We start from the raw sequence: 17,060 nt of genomic DNA, 5'->3' as shown, positions 1-17,060 counted from the left end.
ATAAGATTTGTGTATTGTTAAATTACACAAATCTTATTTATTTTTAGAAGGTAAGGAGACATCAATACATGAAAAGAATAATGAAATTCTCTATTATTCCAATTGTATTAATCATTTTGATTCTATTATTTTACCAATTCCCTAAAAAAATCGATATCATTCGTCCTGCAGTTTCTTTTAATGATAATAATCCCGAATCACTTAAAAACACCTCTATCCATATAGCAGGAACATTTAACAGGCCGTTATTTAGGCAGCATGTTTTTAAGGGTTCCATTATAATAAACGGCATAGAAATAACAGAGAAATACGATACAATTGACACTGAGGTACTTAAAAGAATGAATGGAATTAATATGGGGAATTTGATCTATAATAACACTCAAAACGCTACAGTACTTGGTATTATTTGGTTTGATAATAATTTCAGAGATATTGGAATTTTAGGTGTAAATACCGAAGCGAATCAAAAAGAGGCTATCTATATTGTTACGGGAGAGTCATATGAAGAAGGATTAAACAATCTGAAAAAAATGAGAGATAAATATGGATCTGGATTTATAAATTTTGAATAAGAACGTAATAAGTATCAGAAATAATATAATCTTAATTATGGATGGTTGTATGCACAATATTATTTTATGATTATATACAGAAAAGGTGCGACATTGTACAAATTGTATAGTGTCGCATCTTCTACGTTTCCCCAAAATACAAGTCCTTTATTCATTAAAAAAGTATAACGTTAGCGTGAATATAGTATTAATTTAAGAGATAAATAATCGGAAATTCAGATTGCTTTTGTAATAACTTTTCATTCCTTTATCATGGATGAAATTGTTTTCTTTAAAGTGTCAGGTATCGGGGGAATTATGATCATTCGAAGATCGAAGAGTCAGATCGGAGTGGTAAAGATGGAGTTAATGTGGACAAACCGAATAGTGCTCTGATCATGTAATCAAAGAGGGTGTGACGCCCAATGAAACTTTTAATATTAGCTAGTTAGATCAATTTTAAAAAAGGAGGAGTAATGTGGCGAACATACACAAGGGAAGATATTCGGCTGAGATCGAAGGAGAGTTTGTTGTTTTTATTATTGGAATGAGAGTTAATCGCTTGTGGGCCATACATAAGTGGTTGCCTGTTTTTAAATCCATGGGCCCGATGATTAAAGAACTGTACATGAACCCAGATACCGGGTTTCTGGGGACGGAATTTTTTATGAGCTGGCGTGGAGTGACTCTGCTGCAATATTGGAGATCTTATGATGAATTGGAGAAATACGCACGCGGTGGCCTACACTTGGAGGCTTGGAAACGATTTAACCAATCCATTGGAGCGGATGGAAGCGTGGGGATTTATCATGAAACGTACAAAGCTCAATCCGGTTCATATGAGACCATCTATGCGAATATGCCCAAATTCGGGTTGGCTAAAGTGTCTAACCATGTTCCAGCGACAGGCAGGAAAGAAACGTCCAGACGTAGAATGGGTGGAGAGAGTGATCCGGCAGTAGAAACACCAAAGAATCCTTAACAAATGACTAGTGAAGTTCGAATGTACAATTATCGCAAGTAGAGAGGAGCATGTTATTGAAAGTTAATGTCAAACCAGAAGATTTAGGCTCTGAGCAGCTTAGCTGGCTGTGCGTCCAACCGATGTTGATCTCCGTTCGGGGTAAAGATGTTGCAGCAAAAGTAGAGGTATATCGGCGATTACATGAAGGACAACAAGCGATATTTTTGTTCTATTCCTATCATAACCATACGAAGAGCTTGGCGGAGTTTTATTGGTTTTCGGCGTACAACATTATTGACATGAAGAGCTGGAATGGAATTAAGAACGGGATGCGCTATTTTAACCAAAATGAAATGGTAACTCTGCTGGATGACATCGAGCGTTTGATTACAGATAAAAATAAAGTTGGAGATGCGTGGCGTGAGGTCCTGCCTACGGATTTGGAGAAAGACCCAATCCTGCTGCAAAGAACGGAAGAACTATACGCTAAATATCGAGCCGCTGCTCAGGAAGCTATTTTACACATGAATGAAATAATTCGGAAAAATCAGGAGATGTATCTGGAGAACAGTTCGGTAACCTGAATCCAGATGACAGTCTGAAAGAGAGACACGAGGGCTACTCTTGAATGAGTAGTCCTTTTTATCGTGTCTATACGCTGAAAAATCAGTACCGATGTAACAAACCTGCAATTTCATGCAACAAAACGCAATACTGTGGGTTTGTCGTGGCTTTGCTTGTAATATGAGTTGTGAGAGGAGGAACAGCAAATGAAAGTCATTTTTGAAGAGGAACTGTTAATGGAAAAAAGCATGGCCAAGGTCATAACCCATCCTGATGAGAAGTCCCATTGGGACAGTATCCAAGAAGCGATCTGCCAATCGGAAACAAAACTTGTTGTCATCAATGCCAAGAACAATCGCAATGTGCAAATCGAGTTGAGTTCGGTGGTCGCGATTGAATCAGAGGATCGGTTGTGCTGTGTACGTGTCATCACAGGCGAAAGGTATTTGCTCAACAAACGTCTGAAGTTTGTGGAACAGGATTTGGGATCATCCCATTTTGTGAAAATTAACAATCAAACGATCATCAACACACGTTGTATTAGGGAATTTTCATCAACAGACCATGCCAGGATTCAGGTTGATCTGAACGATGGTTCCAGTTACTTTGTTAGCCGATTCTATATTAAAAACTTTAGGGGGAAATTATCATGATTAGTCAGTTGAAGCATTCATTTTTTCAGGTTTTTACAGTAACTTCGTTGTGGGTCACCTTGTTATTGACACTATTCTCTAAAAGTCAGTCCTTTGAAATGGGTTACCTATGGAATATTGCTGGGATTTCAGCTATTGCCGCTATACTGTTTGGCGTAATGTACAATGCACTTTGGAACTACTTTACGATGAAACCGGTGTGGAATATCGTCATTTCTTCCACATTTAATATTGCAGGAGGAATGGCGATCGTATGGTTATTTTCTACAGACATGTTCCTATTGATTGCTCCCTGGTTCCCTGGAATGTGGGTCCTATCCATCGTACTGCACATTATTGGTTTCTATTTCTATGCTAGAATAGATAGCAGGAAAAAAGCGGAAGAATTAAATAATATTCTGAAGTAAGCAAGGGGTACTGAAATGAACGAAGAAAAGGTTTTGGAGTTGTATGGTTTAGATCCAGATACCAAACATAGGCAGCAAATCAGAGAGTTGTTGCAGCAAGAGATTGAGAATCAAGAAGCAGTAGATCATGAGTATCTCAAAACCTTATGTATTTTGTTATTCTGCATCGGAAATGTAGAGGACACTGTGCTGATCTGGCAGGCAAAACGCAAGAATCAGGATACGGGCAGTTATATTGATGTGCAGCTTCTGTGTGGTGCCGGTTATGAGAAGACAGTGACCTATCTGGAACAGAAGGATGGGGATCAAGTGAGAGAACAGTTGAACTATCTTAGACAGTGTGAGCCATATGACTTTGTTGATTTTTCCAAGGAGGAATGGGTCTCTTACTATAAACAATATTATGAAGAACCTTAGTCATATCCAACATGTGAGAAGTGAGGTGATTAATGATGACAAATGCTGATTCCATCCAGGAACAGATGCAGATGTGTCAGAAATATAATGCCGACTATGTACCGAGCGAACTACACCATAAGATCGGAATCGCCTGGAACGTCAAAGAGAAGTTGGAACCGATCCACGGCATGCGTATTCAGCCCGTGGGAGATACAACAGGATGGTATATTTGGGCGGATGAATACTCGGAGGCAGATGACTTTTTTGTCCCATTACATGTCACGCACATCGATGACTGGGACCCCAAAATCAAGAAGTACCTCGGACTTGCGCCGGGATGGCGGTTTGTGATTGCAGAAGATTATGAGGATGTATGGTTTGACGATCAGTTGCTTAACAGATCATAGTCAGAGCAAGCAAATGAGCTAATTAAACATTGAAAGGAGTGGGATGATGCCGAGTGTTCATGATAACATCATATTAAGTTACGAAGTCGATTTGGAGAATGAGAGGATTAGGATGCGTACCCGTTCGTATCACTCTGATTTGTCTGAAGATACTGATATCCTTTTCTCAGGTGTATTAGCACATTCATTTGAAACACCGTTGCAAGGTAGCATTATCTTCGATATTGACGACGTTGGTTTGGATTGTTTTATTAGTTACAATCGCGATTTGTTGGAGAAAGGGAAAGGTCAGGGCTGGCCTATCATGTATGAAACTGATGAAGAACTGGAAACCAAGTTGATCGAGGGGGACTATCTGTACTTTGTCATTTCATCATCGTATGGATTAAGTGGCTGGGTTTTGGCTAAAAAGGTTGAGATGATAACGAAGATGCGGAATGAACAAGATGAAGAATAGATTTGGTCATGAACCGAACATGATCCGTAAATTACCAGTAGTTATGGGTCTTGTCACTTTCGTTGTCATTATGATTATTACCAATCCAACCAGAAGTGATTTTTATACTTGGCTGGAAAGCGAGTATGGTATACATGTCTCCTACGACATCAATGAAACGACGTATACACAGATCACGAACGGCCAGGAAAAAAGTCTTAATTTCAGAAGCGGGCATATACAGCATGTGGGAATCTTTACTACGTATAATGAGACTTTTATGAATGCTGAGGGTAATGAGATCAACATTAAAGCCACTGGTGTAATGAACATGTTTTTTAAAAGATAGTTGGTTGCTGTTCAGATGTTGGAAAGGGGTTATACATACCACGCTTCTTTGTATGATGAAAACATGCAGAGCATCGTGGTTTTTGTGTTGAGCAAAATCCGTAAGGAGGGGGAGGATTACGTTATTTGGTTCATTCGCAAATTCCACATTATGGGTTATGATGTACCTACAGAGAAAATTTAACATACATAGGAAGTTTTTTGGGGATTGAGATTATTCCAGTAGGAGGAATAGAATGAAAGCTATTTTCCTTGATTTTTATGGGACAGTTGTTCATGAAGATGATGATATTCTACCCGTAATTTATAAACAAGTTCAAGCGACAGCGCAGGTGGAATGTACAACGGATGAGATCGGTGCTTACTGGTGGAAGGCTTTTTCTACATTGTTTTATGCAAGCCACGGCAGCCAGTTTACCACGCAAAGAATGCTGAATGTGCAATCTCTGGCAGAAACGCTTCTCCATTTCAAATCGGAGCTACAAGCTGAGTCGCTTAATCAGGAACAGTTGGCACATTGGCGTAACCCTGGCATATTTGCTGATTCAATTCCCTTCCTTCATTCTCTTAAAATTCCAGTATATATCCTGTCCAATATCGATACGGATGACGTGAAAGCTGCAATGAAGGCACATAACATTGAAGTGGCCGGAGTAATTACCGGTGAGGATGTTCGTTCTTATAAACCAAGGTCAGAGATGTTTGATGAAGCGATCAACAGGTATGGTTTGCAGCGAGATGAGGTGATCCATATAGGCGATTCTCTGGTCAGTGATGTACAAGGAGCGCAAAATGCGGGAATTAAGGCTATCTGGTTGAATCGAAAAGGAAAACTCAAACCGCAACAGATTACACCGGATTATGAGTGCAAAGATCTTGGCGAAGTTGTGCATATGTTGGAGGCTTGGATATGAAAAAGTTAACCGTGTTGTCGTTACTATTTCTATTCTTAATCGCCTGTCAGGATAAAACAACCCATGAAGCTGTGCAGAAACCAACGATTCCAGTGACGGAAAGCGTTACTGATGAAGCAATCGAGCAGAAGGACGATGAAGCAGAAGCACCCAAAGAAGACAAAGGAATTCCTCCTGTCTATCTTGATGAAACCAAGTATACAGGTGATGAACTGGAAATCGTCAAACTGATGAACGTGCGCATGCGTTATATATGGGAAGAGGATGAGGAGGGCTATATGAGCCTTTTTGATCCACAATCGCCAGTCTCAGGCATGCCAGTTTCAAAAGTTCGCAAGGTGATCTCTATGAGCAAGATCAAGATTCGAGAGCAAAAGAAGCTCTATGAGGCACTTGTGATGGTTACTGAATTAAGAGAGAACGGGGAAGAGTTCGGCCCTAGCATGGTGTTTTGGAAGAAGAAAGCGGATGGCGATGCTGCGAAGTGGATTTTTGCAGACATCGATTAACAACAACTGAAGGAAATGAAGTAAAGGGTGATGAAATCATGACAAAACAATTGATACTTATTGAGGGATTACCGGGTTCAGGAAAGTCGACGATTGCCAAGATGGTTTCCGAGATTCTGACTGAGCAAGGCAAAAGGGTACAACTCATCCAGGAAGGGAATCTGGATCACCCTGCTGATTATGATGGTGTGGCCTTTTATTCTGCGGAAGAGTTCAGGTCTTTGGTGGATGCTCACGAGGCATATAAACATATATTGGAGAGCAAAGCTACATCCTATCAGGATGGTTTCCTGATTCCGTATCGCAAAATGAAAGAGGAATTCGGAGTGGATTTCCCTGATTATGTGGTGCAGGAGATATTTAACAAAGATATTTATGAACTGCCTTTTGAACAAAATGTGAAGCTGATCACCGAAAAATGGCGGAGTTTTACCGAAAGCGTGATAAGTGCGGATGATGATTCCATCACCATATTTGAATGTTGTTTCATTCAAAATCCACTGACCATAGGTATGGTGAAAACCAATCAATTCAGAGAAGAAAACGTGCAATATGTTCTGGAATTGGAGTGCATCGTTCAACCATTGAATCCGCTCCTAATCTATATTCATCAGGAGGATCTTGTACATACCTTTGACAAGGCGATCCAGGAAAGACCCAAGGAATGGTCAGCTGGATTCGTACAATATTACACAAATCAAGGATGGGGACTCGCGAAAGGATATCATGGTGTTGAAGGCACGGTGAAAGTTCTTCAGGCAAGAAAAGAGTTGGAAACCGAGATTTATCAGTTACTGAAGATGGACAAGCACTGGCTGGACAATTCAGAATATAACCGCGCTGCTTGCCAGGAGGAACTGGAGAAGATTCTGAAAATTTCACTTTGAGATACTAAAGTACAAGTACGAGATTTCTTCGTGCGGTAATACAATACATAATGGAGGTTTATTTTCATGTTATTTCTGGAGGCAACACTAATCGTCATTACCGCTTTATTGTTCATCATAGGTGTAAGGAGCAAACGCAAAACATGGATTAGATGGGGTATAGGGAGTTTAATTTTGTTGATTGTACTTTTTATTCCATCGTTTGTTAATGGATTTGTGGAGGGATTATCTTCGGGCTGGTCGGCAAAGTAACCTGGAAGCAGTTAAAATTATGGAAGCCTTAAGCATTACGTTCAGAAATAGGAGGGGCTTGTGGATATCACATTTATTCGTCATGGTCATGCTGAACATTTGCTTCATTATCCTCATCAGCTAAATCAGTTGCATCCGGGACTTACTGAACAAGGAAAGAGGCAGGCGACTGAATTACGAAAGCAGATTAAAATCTTACCAGAAGACATAGTGTTGGTGAGTCCTACGAAACGAACAATAGAAACGGCATCCCTCTTAACATCAAGAGCTAAACAGACGGTCTGTCCACTCGTTGGCCCGAGAATGTTCCCTCAAAATCCGGAGTTCTCTGTTCTGCGCTGTGATCAAATCTATTCGAAAGACGAATTAAATGCTCAGTATACAGGGTTGCGAATTCTTGATTTTGAACTTGACTGCTGGTTGGATGGGATTAATCGAACGGAAGAACATCAATTTGAGGTTTATGCTGGACAGCTAATTCAATGGTGCAGAAAGCAGGGCGGTAGTACTTTTATCATTTCACATGATGGTACGATAACAAGTTATAGAGCTTTTCTTGGAGAGCAGGGGTTAACCCGAAGTGACTTTCTAGGCGAAGCTGGGCATTACACGATTAGAGATCTCTAATATAAAAGATCAATATCTAAACTAAGGGGGATTTTTCGTGAGATTATCGGACTATGAATATTTAGTTTTGGCTCTGGAAGAGGCAGATCAGGCGCTAATAGAAGGAACATATCCGATTGGTGCGATAATTGTGGATGCGGATGGGGATGTCGTTAGTAAAGGAAGAAACCGAGTCTTCTCCGAATGTGATCCCACCGCACATGCTGAAGTCGATGCTATTCGTCAGGCAGGGCAACATTTGCTGGATGTAAGTAAGAAGCGCTACACGAAGAATGACCTGACTCTCTACACCACATGTGAACCTTGTCCCATGTGTTCATGCACCATATTAATGTCGGGGATCAAAAAGATCGTATGGGCTGCGGATGATGAAGGGTATGGCGGGCTTAGACGTTTTAAGGAGGGCCCTCATTTTATCCATCTGTTCGACACACTTTCCTGTATTGCAGCACCATATCTTGATTTGGAAAATAGACAGCGAGCATTGCTTGCCCAATGGAATATTGGTAGAGGTATGCTTAATACAGAGTGGGAGACTCCCAAACAATGAAATCCATTCCGATCTCCATTTTACTAGCCAGTGTCATTTTGGGAATATCGTTCATAGTTGGCTGCCTGTTGCTATCAAATCAGGGGAGAGCTAGTGAATCGACTCAGGCAGTGGAACAGGATGTGCCGAACAATAATAAAACATTAATGACGATCCAAGAAACGGCGGAGTATCTGAGTATGACTAAAGAACAGGTGATGGACATTATTAAGGCCGAACAAGGAAGTTTCTCGGCATCCGGTTTCTTTGAAGGAAAAATGTTTCCTTTCATCAAGGTTCAAGATCAATTTTTGGTTAGTAGAATCGAGTTGGAATTGTGGGCTCAGGACGCATCTTCAAGTCATAGAAGATATATTAATGGGCAGATGCAATAGTCCTAGGGGACGACGGCCTAAACAAACAAAGGAGATAATTTGAAATGGAGTTCGCAGGACAGAAAATAAGAATAACACCTGTCACAGAACATTACCTCGACTTTATAAGCAAAATTGAATGTGATGCGAGTATATGGAGTTTTGAGGAGACCGTTGAAACGGATATGGAGAAAGTTCGCGATAAATATCGTAGTCATTTTTTTACTGTGGAGGAAAAGCCGTATGCCTATGATTTCATTATTCGTCGTTTGGAAGATCCAGAAGGTGAACCAGTTGGCCTTATCCAAATGTGGAGCTATGTAGGTCATAGAAAAAGCTGGGAACTCGGATTCGCGCTGCTTCCGAATTATGTAGGGGAGGGCTATGGAAGTGAGGCTACGAATCTTTTATTAGAATTTGCATTCAACGGGTTACACGCCCATAAAGTGATAGGTATGTGCAATGCTCAGAATGTCCGATCGGCTGCGCTGATGCAGAATGTAGGTATGACACGGGAAGCTGTGTTCAAGGAAGAACTTTGGTGGAACAATCAATGGACGGATCAATATTTCTTCTCCATTTTAGAAAAAGAGTTTAGTGAACAAAGAGGGAGAAATTCAAATGACCACGTTGGCTTTGTTAAGTGAAAGGTGGGTCTACAATGAGTGAAATCACTGTATATCATTATGATGCTTTTTCCACGGTTCCTGGTAAAGGAAATCCGGCTGGAGTCGTCTTTCATGCCGATTCGCTCAGTGAAGAAGCGATGCAGCAGATTGCGCATAAAGTCGGCTTTAATGAAACGGTCTTCGTGATGAGTTCAGTAGTTGCAGACGTTAGATTACGATATTTCACACCGGGTCATGAGATTAATCTGTGTGGCCATGCAACAATGGCATCCATGTATGGGTTAAAGACTAGAGGGCTACTGGAGGATAAACAGTCGATTACCATTGAGACTAATGTAGGCATATTGCCCATTCAGTTCCAGCAGGATTGCGATACGATCAACATTGAGATGAAGCAGGATCAACCCCGTTTCATGCCATTCCAAGGTGACATAGAGAAGCTGGCAAAATCCATTAATCTAACCACGGATGATATTGATCTATCCACACCTATAGTTTATGGAAGTACAGGCACCTGGACTTTGTTGATACCGATTCGCAAACTGACTTCTTTCCAACAAATGAAACCGGATTCTTCTCTATTTCCTGAGATATTAGATGAAAATCCGAAAGCTTCTCTGCATCCATTTGCTTTGGAAACCCGCGATTCAGATGCGCTAATGCATGCCAGACATTTTTCCTCGCCCTTTTCGGGAACTACGGAGGATCCGGTTACGGGAACAGCTTCCGGTGTGATGGGTGCCTATTATTTGGAGTATATGAATTCTGGAATGGATCAGACTCATTTTGTTGTGGAGCAAGGGCATGAGATTGGCAGAGATGGGAAAGTTCATGTCAGTGTGGTCAGAAATGGACAGGACATGGATGTCAGAATACGAGGCACGGCTGTTTTTGTGGAAGAAATGAAAGTGGAGTTGAATACGTAACAACGTAAATGAAGGAGAGGGTTTAGGTGGATGAACAGGCGGTACTACATACAGTTTCTCATTTGTTACAAGAAGAATGTTCGGACTCTTTGGTAGGAATTTATTTGCACGGGTCCATGGCTATGGGGTGCTTCCATCCCAATCAAAGCGATATCGATATACTGGTGGTATGCCGGGAGCAGCTGTCTGCTGATACCTATCGAAGGATTGCGAAGAGATTGATGCAGACCGAAGATGAAATGCATATTGTCACAGGGTTTGAACTTAGTATTGTTTTGGAGTCTACGGTTGCTAAACTGACATTTCCGACTCCATTTGAGTTTCATTACTCGGGGTATCACCGGGAAAAGTATAGAACTGATGATCAATATCTTTGCGGTGGATACGAAGATCCGGATCTGGTAGCACACCTGGCCGTTATTGTTGACCGTGGAATTGTGCTTGTCGGCAAACCGATTAAGGAGTTATTCCAGCCCGTAAAACGTGAATATATGTTGGCCTCTATTACATCTGACGTTGGTTCAGCTATGGAAGAAATAACGGAGAATCCTGTCTACTATGTTCTGAACCTATCACGGGTTCTATTGTATGTGAAAGAGTCGGTTATATACTCCAAGCGAGAAGCAGGCGAGTGGGCACTCATTCATATTTTACCGAAGTACAAAGAAGTCATCTCACAATGTATAGCAAAATATAACGGAGAGCTGGAAAGCGTGAATCTAAGTGATGATTTACTTCTGGATTATGCGAAGTACATGTTGGATGAAATAAAAAGGAGACATCATGATGATTATAACGACAGAGGATCTGGAACTGATTGAAGCAGCAAAGAACGTAATTTTTGCGTTTGTATCAGGAGGGCAAGCATCACGTTGGGGCAGCAGTACGAACTCGATCTGGAAAAATATTTACGGCGGTACATCTGGAAGCCTATATCGGTCGTGTCTCAGTATGCGCGGAAGCGATTGCTATAGGTAAAGCCATTTCGGAAGGGGAACATGAATTCGAAACGATCGTGGCCGTAAGACATCCCGAAGTTGATCCTAATGATGCACCGAACGGAGCGGAAATCCAGTTAGATGTGGTATCTCCTTGCGGTATTTGCAGAGAACTGATTAGTGATTATGGGAAGGACACACAGGTCATCTTGCAGGGAGAAGAGGGTTATTCTAAAACAACGATTGGGCAGCTATTACCACAAAAATATACAAGAACATAATAAGGAAGGTAGACTGTGATGTTTGAGATAGTTGATATTCGGCAAAAGCCGGACATGCTGCAGACAGCTGTACAATACTTTTGGAAGCAGTGGGGCTCGGAATCAAGTTATCATTTTTACCGGGATTGCATTGAGCGTTCCGTGGAAACCGAGAGTGATGTACCCCGATTTTATGTACTGTTGGATGGGGACAGGATTGTTGGAGGATATGCTCTGTTAAGGAGTGATTTGAATAGCCGCCAGGATCTGTTCCCGTGGTTTGCGTGCCTTCATGTTGATCCAGAATACCGAGGCAAGAACCTTGGTGGGCAACTAAAGAATCATGCGATTAATGAGGTAAAGACGAAGGGCTACGATAAGCTGTATTTATGTACGGATTTGACGGACTATTATGAAAAAAATAACTGGGCGTATATCGGTAAAGGATACTTGCTAGATGATGAAGAGACTCGGATCTATGAAATATGCATATAAAGGAAAGCTTTAATAACAAAAGAAAAAGGGAAATACGGATCCAGTAACCGAACGGAGTGATTGTCATCGAACAAACCATTCGTTTAGCTCAAGACCTTGCGGAGAGAGTCATTCGAAGAGCAGGAAAAGTTGCCAAAGATCATTTTGATCAGATCACCTGCGCAGAGGAGAAGGGCATCTTTGGGGATGTCGTTACTGAAGTAGATCATGAAGCAGAGCGGATAATATGTGATGAAATTAGCATTCGTTTTCCCGATCATGAGATCCATAGTGAAGAGCGGGGGCATAACGGACAGAAGAGTGACTGGCTGTGGATGATTGATCCGTTAGACGGAACAAACAACTTTGCCATTGGTCTACCGATATTTTCCGTCTCGATTACATTAATGTATCGTTTAGAACCCGTCCTCGGGGTTATTTACGAGCCTCTGGTGGATCGTTTGTTTGTGACATCACGTGGGAATGGAGCAAGTTGTAATCTAAACCCCATGAAAGTCCAAAAGAAAGAGCATATTCACAAAGGGACCATTGGCTGGATTCAGGGGCATCAGGTGCAAAATGAGGAGAAGGCTGTACGGCTACGTCAACATCTGGATGTTCGTTTCAAACGAATGATGCGATTATGGGCTCCAACCTTACAGTGGTGCATGTTAGCTAAGGGGGATATTGACGGCATTGTGCTCTACAATTCGGAAGGAGACGATTTGTATTCAGGCATATTAATGGCGAAAGAAGCAGGTGCCATTGTTATGGATTTTGAAGGGATTCCCTTTGAAGGCATGAATTCAGAGCCATATCTGATTGCCTGCCATCCGGATCATCGTGAGTATTTCCTGAGTGTCGTTCGGGAGGGAATGAACTCATGATTAGCGAGCTTAATAAGCATGAATTCTATAATCCGAAGGAGAATGGTCGTGAACGAATCATTGCAGAGTCAGATTCAATTTCTTATTGAGATTGATAAACTGAAAACGATTGAACGAAAAACGAGAATCATCCATGGCGACAGACTTGAAAATGATGCGGAGCATTCCTGGCATCTGGCGATGATGGCCCTGATTTTGCAGAGTCACTCCAACAAGGAGGTGGATATTCTCAAAGTCATTAAGATGCTTCTTGTTCATGACCTCGTTGAGATCGATGCCGGAGATACATTTGCCTACGATACGGTAGGGCATGCGGATAAATATGACCGAGAGATCAAGGCTGCGCATCGACTATTTGGGATTTTACCTGAGGAACAAGCCGAAGAACTGTTGAACCTATGGCTGGAGTTTGAGGCAAAGGAGACCAACGAAGCGCAGTTTGCCTCGTCGATGGATCGGTTGCAGCCGTTGATCCACAATCATCAGAATGAGGGAGATACGTGGCAGAAATATAATATTACAAGTGAGCAGGTGTTAAATAGAAATCGGGAGATTAAGAACGGTTCCGAAACATTGTGGACGTACGCACAACAGATTATCCAAAATTCCGTAGACAAAGGAATCTTGACTAAATCCAAATCTTAGAGCACATTGCTGAACTTATCTGATTACAGACGGGGGAAAATCTTTATGGGATATATCATGGAGTTGAGAAAGCTGGTGGGTTCGCGTCCTCTAATCATGGCTGGTTCATGTGTGTTGGTCTTCAATGAGCAGGGCCATCTGCTGTTGCAAAGACGTACAGATAGTCTGGATTGGGGAACCCTTGGCGGATCATTGGAACCGGGAGAATCTTTGGAGGAAGCTGCTGCCCGTGAATTAAATGAGGAAGCTGGACTGAGAGCGGGTGCATATAAACTCATTACCGTTTTCTCTGGTCAGGACATGTATTACAAGTATCCGCATGGTGATGAAGTATATAATGTCATGGCTGTCTATGAGGCTACTGAAATTCAGGGCGAACCAACGGTCATGGATGATGAAGGACTGGAACTGCGTTATTTTGATCTGACTATGCCCATTCCAGAGATTAATCCGTTCACGGAATATGTGCTGAAAAAAGCGGGATATATTAACTAAGTAGTGAAAGGGGATCGTATATGACACAGGATTTTTATTGTGATGAAGTGCTTAGTGGTAATACCAAAGTAAATATCGTTATGGAAACAGACAAGGTGCTGGCTTATCATCATACCCTACCATACTACAAGCATCATATTGTTGTTATTCCAAAGATCCATATCCAATCATTCATTTCACAGGAAGAAGATAATAATGATGAACTATTATTGGAAATTATGCGCGTTATCAAAAAGGTTGCTGCGGACATGGTTGTCCAGACGGGTTCTTCCAAAATCGTAACCAACCTGGGCACTTACCAGGATTCGAAGCATCAACACTGGCATGTGGTAAGCGGTGAACGTATCCAATAAAATAAGTCTTAAGTAGAGTCTTCCTGCCGGATGTTCGGGGGAAGACTTTTTGAATTTAATGATTAGAATTCACTCTATCAAGAATGAGGAATTTGATTGGAGAAAGTAAATGGAGGTAAAATATGCTAAAATAGTTTGGTGAATTAATAAATTGAACTATTTATCAATCATGATGATCATATGAATTATGAATTCAGTACGTTGATAAAAAAGGAGGAATTGTGATGAGCTTTTCATTCATTTCAACATTCGCAGTGTTATTTAACTTGGTGTTATTCGGTTTGGGTGTATATGCCCTCATTTTATTTATCAAACTTGCTAAACTCGGGATTCAGGCGTTGGACATTTATCTATATGAGAAACGAGGAGAACGGTTCTAAGCTGTAGAAATCTCACTCAACAATAGAATTATCATTTTTCTCTCAGTGTTTTATTGTTGTTCTATTGATATGATTAATTCATCATTCAACTAAAGAGAGGGTAAATGACATGGATACTTTTTTAGAGCAAATCAACGAATTGCAGGAGCTTCAAAAAGATTTGGTCAGTATACATCCTTTATTCGCAGACTATTATCCCGTGGTTGTGGCATTTGAAACTTTATTATATATCTATGATTATTCGTCCAAGACGCAGCAATATGAATGGGTGAAAACCGTCCCGGATGACCTGAATATTCCCGAAGGATGCCTTGCGGCGTTTCGAGTGCATCACATGGATGAGCGGATGTGCGCAGTGGTGACGGATGCGGCGTTCCAAAATTTTGAGCAGAAAGTCTACCTCTTTCATGAATTTGTCCATTGTTACGTAAATGAGCATTACACCGACATGGGTGACCGACTTGAGATCAAACATAAGATGGAGCAAATCAAACGTGTAACATGGGAACTGGATTATGAGTTTCCTTATGACAATGAGATGGTTGTCCAGCGGATCACTTCGTTGCTGTCAGCCTTGAAGAGTAAGGATCTCTTGCAAGTGAAAGAGGCGAGAGTAGCCCTGTTCAGCTCTTTGAGTGAAGAACAAGGGGAGTACTTCAACTGGCTGGAATGGAACGAAGGTTACGCGCGCTATCTGGAGAATCGAATTCGGGAGAAATTTGGACTGGAAATCAATCATATTGGGGATACAGCTCCGTTTAATCGTCTTGTTTTCTATGAATGCGGGTCGGAATACATAAGCCTGCTCGTTAACGAACAGACGGATCTTCATACGGATTTGGAGCAGTTATTTGTGAGGATACAAACAGAGCGAGTGCAGGCTTGAACACCGGGTATAGTTCCCAAATTCATTACGGACATAAAGATAAGTGCTTTCGTGGCCGATACCGCCCAGGGTTTAAAAGTGTTGCTCCAAGGATGGGACACCGAGTTGCAGCACGTTAGCATAAGCATCTAGAGCTAAATACAGATGATTACGTAGAGCGTTTACGCTCATGTTCTAAGTAAGAATCGGGAGGTTCATATGCTAATAAAAAAAGCAGGGATTCTCTTAGGTCTCTTCATGGTGCTCCTTGCAGGCTGCAATTCTACCAATGGAAGTAATTCTAAACCGAAGGAAGCTCTGCCTTCGCTCATTACATTAACCTGCAACCCCAACTTCACGATTGAAGCGTGTGAGGATGTGGAATTCAAAGATCCGGTTGAGATCGAAATCGTAATCGAGGCTATAAACAAAGCGGAGCGTATATCAGGAAGTCTTGATTATAGTGTGGAGTATAAAATGAACTTAACAGATGCAGATGGATCCTTAACCCAGTATGATTTTTCCATAGGCAAAGATCCCAAGCAGTCAGCCCTTCTGGTTAACCACGAGGATACCCACGTAGGATACAGCATACCCATAGAGGATGCAAACCGAGTGAGGAAACTGATTCAAAGTCATACGGACTGACACAGAAGATTACAGATTACCTTCGGTAAGTCAGTTTACTATATAGGTTCAACAAAAAATTCCACGATAACGGAGAGACGGTCATATGAGTCACCTGATTACCATTCAACCTTTAACAGCATCGGATATGGCGGGTGCCTGGCGGGTATTCGAGACATCCATAACGAATGCATTTACACAGGAAGGGCTGGGTTCCCTGCACGAAGACATACGCGATGAAATTGAACACAAAAAAGCGTTGCTTTACTCAGCTTTGCATCCTGACAACAAACAGGAATCGAATGTTTTCTTCTTGCTGGCCAAAAGGGAAGATACCGTCGTAGGCACTATTTCGTATGGACCTTGCGGCGAGGAGATTCAAGAATGCACCGACCACCAACTGAACTACGTAGGGGAATTGGGTAGTCTCTACGTTCTGCCAGAGGTTCAGGGTCGGGGAATTGGCTCTGCTCTCATTCATGCCTTGGCTACTGAACTTCAGAGACGTGAGATTACGCAATTTTGCCTGGATAGTGGATACCGGATAGCCCAGAAGAAATGGCAGCGGAAGTTTGGAGAACCCTATGCCGTGGCAAAGAACTACTGGGGTGAAGGCACGGACCATATGGTGTGGTTATGTAATGTGAAGGATTTTGCTGTAATAAATGACTAAGAGATGACGACCTGTACTGAACAGGGGTCATCTCTTTTACTAAGTCAATCTTTCTGCATCGATAGAGGACTATTCTTCGTACAG

The 17,060-nt window shown here is 41.7% G+C and carries 28 protein-coding genes and 1 pseudogene; all 29 read left to right on the top strand.

What is annotated here, in order from left to right:
* Positions 1–68: 68 nt before the first annotated feature.
* On the top strand, positions 69–575 hold the full coding sequence (locus tag CS562_RS08735; protein WP_099855038.1) for a hypothetical protein: 507 nt from the start codon (positions 69–71) through the stop codon (positions 573–575).
* A 457-nt stretch (positions 576–1,032) separates the two neighbouring features.
* On the top strand, positions 1,033–1,536 hold the full coding sequence (locus CS562_RS08730) for a DUF4188 domain-containing protein (protein WP_099855036.1): 504 nt from the start codon (positions 1,033–1,035) through the stop codon (positions 1,534–1,536).
* Between the two features lie 56 nt (positions 1,537–1,592).
* Positions 1,593–2,102, top strand: coding sequence for a hypothetical protein (locus tag CS562_RS08725; protein WP_099855034.1), 510 nt, complete (start codon positions 1,593–1,595; stop codon positions 2,100–2,102).
* Between the two features lie 186 nt (positions 2,103–2,288).
* Complete coding sequence (locus CS562_RS08720; RefSeq protein ID WP_064639691.1) at positions 2,289–2,735, top strand: LytTR family DNA-binding domain-containing protein; 447 nt, start codon at positions 2,289–2,291, stop codon at positions 2,733–2,735.
* Complete coding sequence (locus tag CS562_RS08715) at positions 2,732–3,142, top strand: hypothetical protein (RefSeq protein WP_064639689.1); 411 nt, start codon at positions 2,732–2,734, stop codon at positions 3,140–3,142. The genes CS562_RS08720 and CS562_RS08715 overlap by 4 nt, the downstream gene beginning before the upstream one ends.
* Before the next feature lie 15 nt (positions 3,143–3,157).
* A complete protein-coding gene (locus CS562_RS08710) occupies positions 3,158–3,559 on the top strand; it encodes a hypothetical protein (protein ID WP_076290038.1) in 402 nt (133 codons plus the stop codon).
* A 35-nt stretch (positions 3,560–3,594) separates the two neighbouring features.
* Positions 3,595–3,948, top strand: a complete 354-nt coding sequence (locus tag CS562_RS08705) for an immunity protein Imm33 domain-containing protein (protein ID WP_076290037.1) — start codon at positions 3,595–3,597, stop codon at positions 3,946–3,948.
* 46 nt (positions 3,949–3,994) lie between these two features.
* Positions 3,995–4,405, top strand: coding sequence for a hypothetical protein (locus tag CS562_RS08700; protein WP_099855032.1), 411 nt, complete (start codon positions 3,995–3,997; stop codon positions 4,403–4,405).
* Positions 4,395–4,733: a hypothetical protein gene (locus CS562_RS08695; RefSeq protein ID WP_125477249.1), complete on the top strand. Its 339-nt coding sequence runs from the start codon at positions 4,395–4,397 to the stop codon at positions 4,731–4,733. Before CS562_RS08700 ends, CS562_RS08695 begins: the two co-directional genes overlap by 11 nt.
* Before the next feature lie 235 nt (positions 4,734–4,968).
* A complete protein-coding gene (locus CS562_RS08690; RefSeq protein ID WP_099855030.1) occupies positions 4,969–5,646 on the top strand; it encodes an HAD family hydrolase in 678 nt (225 codons plus the stop codon).
* Positions 5,643–6,155 carry a hypothetical protein gene (locus CS562_RS08685; RefSeq protein WP_099855028.1) on the top strand — a complete coding sequence of 171 codons (513 nt, stop codon included), beginning with the start codon at positions 5,643–5,645 and terminating at the stop codon, positions 6,153–6,155. The genes CS562_RS08690 and CS562_RS08685 overlap by 4 nt, the downstream gene beginning before the upstream one ends.
* Before the next feature lie 38 nt (positions 6,156–6,193).
* Positions 6,194–7,042: an adenylyl-sulfate kinase gene (locus CS562_RS08680; RefSeq protein ID WP_099855025.1), complete on the top strand. Its 849-nt coding sequence runs from the start codon at positions 6,194–6,196 to the stop codon at positions 7,040–7,042.
* 66 nt (positions 7,043–7,108) lie between these two features.
* Positions 7,109–7,294 (top strand): hypothetical protein, encoded by a 186-nt coding sequence (locus CS562_RS08675; RefSeq protein WP_099855023.1) that lies wholly within the window; start codon positions 7,109–7,111, stop codon positions 7,292–7,294.
* Positions 7,295–7,354: 60 nt separating this feature from the next.
* Positions 7,355–7,921, top strand: coding sequence for a histidine phosphatase family protein (locus CS562_RS08670; RefSeq protein WP_099855021.1), 567 nt, complete (start codon positions 7,355–7,357; stop codon positions 7,919–7,921).
* 37 nt (positions 7,922–7,958) lie between these two features.
* The gene (locus CS562_RS08665; RefSeq protein WP_076290029.1) at positions 7,959–8,471 is read left to right on the top strand and encodes a nucleoside deaminase; all 513 of its coding nucleotides are present in this window, start codon (positions 7,959–7,961) and stop codon (positions 8,469–8,471) included.
* Positions 8,468–8,845, top strand: coding sequence for a MerR family transcriptional regulator (locus tag CS562_RS08660; protein ID WP_072734132.1), 378 nt, complete (start codon positions 8,468–8,470; stop codon positions 8,843–8,845). The genes CS562_RS08665 and CS562_RS08660 overlap by 4 nt, the downstream gene beginning before the upstream one ends.
* A 44-nt stretch (positions 8,846–8,889) precedes the next feature.
* The gene (locus CS562_RS08655; protein ID WP_099855019.1) at positions 8,890–9,471 is read left to right on the top strand and encodes a GNAT family N-acetyltransferase; all 582 of its coding nucleotides are present in this window, start codon (positions 8,890–8,892) and stop codon (positions 9,469–9,471) included.
* Between the two features lie 14 nt (positions 9,472–9,485).
* Positions 9,486–10,379, top strand: a complete 894-nt coding sequence (locus CS562_RS08650) for a PhzF family phenazine biosynthesis protein (RefSeq protein WP_099855017.1) — start codon at positions 9,486–9,488, stop codon at positions 10,377–10,379.
* A gap of 26 nt (positions 10,380–10,405) precedes the next feature.
* A complete protein-coding gene (locus tag CS562_RS08645) occupies positions 10,406–11,200 on the top strand; it encodes an aminoglycoside adenylyltransferase domain-containing protein (protein WP_099855015.1) in 795 nt (264 codons plus the stop codon).
* Positions 11,163–11,598: pseudogene (locus tag CS562_RS08640) on the top strand (cytidine deaminase). Before CS562_RS08645 ends, CS562_RS08640 begins: the two are co-directional and overlap by 38 nt.
* 18 nt (positions 11,599–11,616) lie before the next feature.
* Positions 11,617–12,072, top strand: coding sequence for a GNAT family N-acetyltransferase (locus CS562_RS08635; RefSeq protein ID WP_099855012.1), 456 nt, complete (start codon positions 11,617–11,619; stop codon positions 12,070–12,072).
* 65 nt (positions 12,073–12,137) lie between these two features.
* Positions 12,138–12,938 (top strand): inositol monophosphatase family protein, encoded by an 801-nt coding sequence (locus tag CS562_RS08630; protein WP_099855321.1) that lies wholly within the window; start codon positions 12,138–12,140, stop codon positions 12,936–12,938.
* A gap of 42 nt (positions 12,939–12,980) precedes the next feature.
* A complete protein-coding gene (locus CS562_RS08625) occupies positions 12,981–13,583 on the top strand; it encodes an HD domain-containing protein (RefSeq protein WP_180287075.1) in 603 nt (200 codons plus the stop codon).
* Positions 13,584–13,628: 45 nt separating this feature from the next.
* The gene (locus CS562_RS08620; RefSeq protein ID WP_099855008.1) at positions 13,629–14,078 is read left to right on the top strand and encodes an NUDIX hydrolase; all 450 of its coding nucleotides are present in this window, start codon (positions 13,629–13,631) and stop codon (positions 14,076–14,078) included.
* Positions 14,079–14,098: 20 nt separating this feature from the next.
* The gene (locus CS562_RS08615) at positions 14,099–14,431 is read left to right on the top strand and encodes an HIT domain-containing protein (RefSeq protein ID WP_099855006.1); all 333 of its coding nucleotides are present in this window, start codon (positions 14,099–14,101) and stop codon (positions 14,429–14,431) included.
* A gap of 224 nt (positions 14,432–14,655) precedes the next feature.
* Positions 14,656–14,811 carry a hypothetical protein gene (locus tag CS562_RS32865; protein WP_162842428.1) on the top strand — a complete coding sequence of 52 codons (156 nt, stop codon included), beginning with the start codon at positions 14,656–14,658 and terminating at the stop codon, positions 14,809–14,811.
* 109 nt (positions 14,812–14,920) lie between these two features.
* Positions 14,921–15,697, top strand: coding sequence for a hypothetical protein (locus CS562_RS08610; protein WP_099855004.1), 777 nt, complete (start codon positions 14,921–14,923; stop codon positions 15,695–15,697).
* Positions 15,698–15,895: 198 nt separating this feature from the next.
* Positions 15,896–16,324: a YhfM domain-containing protein gene (locus CS562_RS08605; RefSeq protein WP_099855002.1), complete on the top strand. Its 429-nt coding sequence runs from the start codon at positions 15,896–15,898 to the stop codon at positions 16,322–16,324.
* A gap of 85 nt (positions 16,325–16,409) precedes the next feature.
* Positions 16,410–16,976, top strand: coding sequence for a GNAT family N-acetyltransferase (locus CS562_RS08600; RefSeq protein ID WP_099855000.1), 567 nt, complete (start codon positions 16,410–16,412; stop codon positions 16,974–16,976).
* Positions 16,977–17,060 lie beyond the last annotated feature (84 nt).

The sequence above is a fragment of the Paenibacillus sp. LK1 genome (genome assembly GCF_002750415.1).
Classification (GTDB): Bacteria; Bacillota; Bacilli; order Paenibacillales; family Paenibacillaceae; genus Paenibacillus; species Paenibacillus taichungensis.
This window is presented reverse-complemented; position numbering and strand designations above follow the sequence as displayed.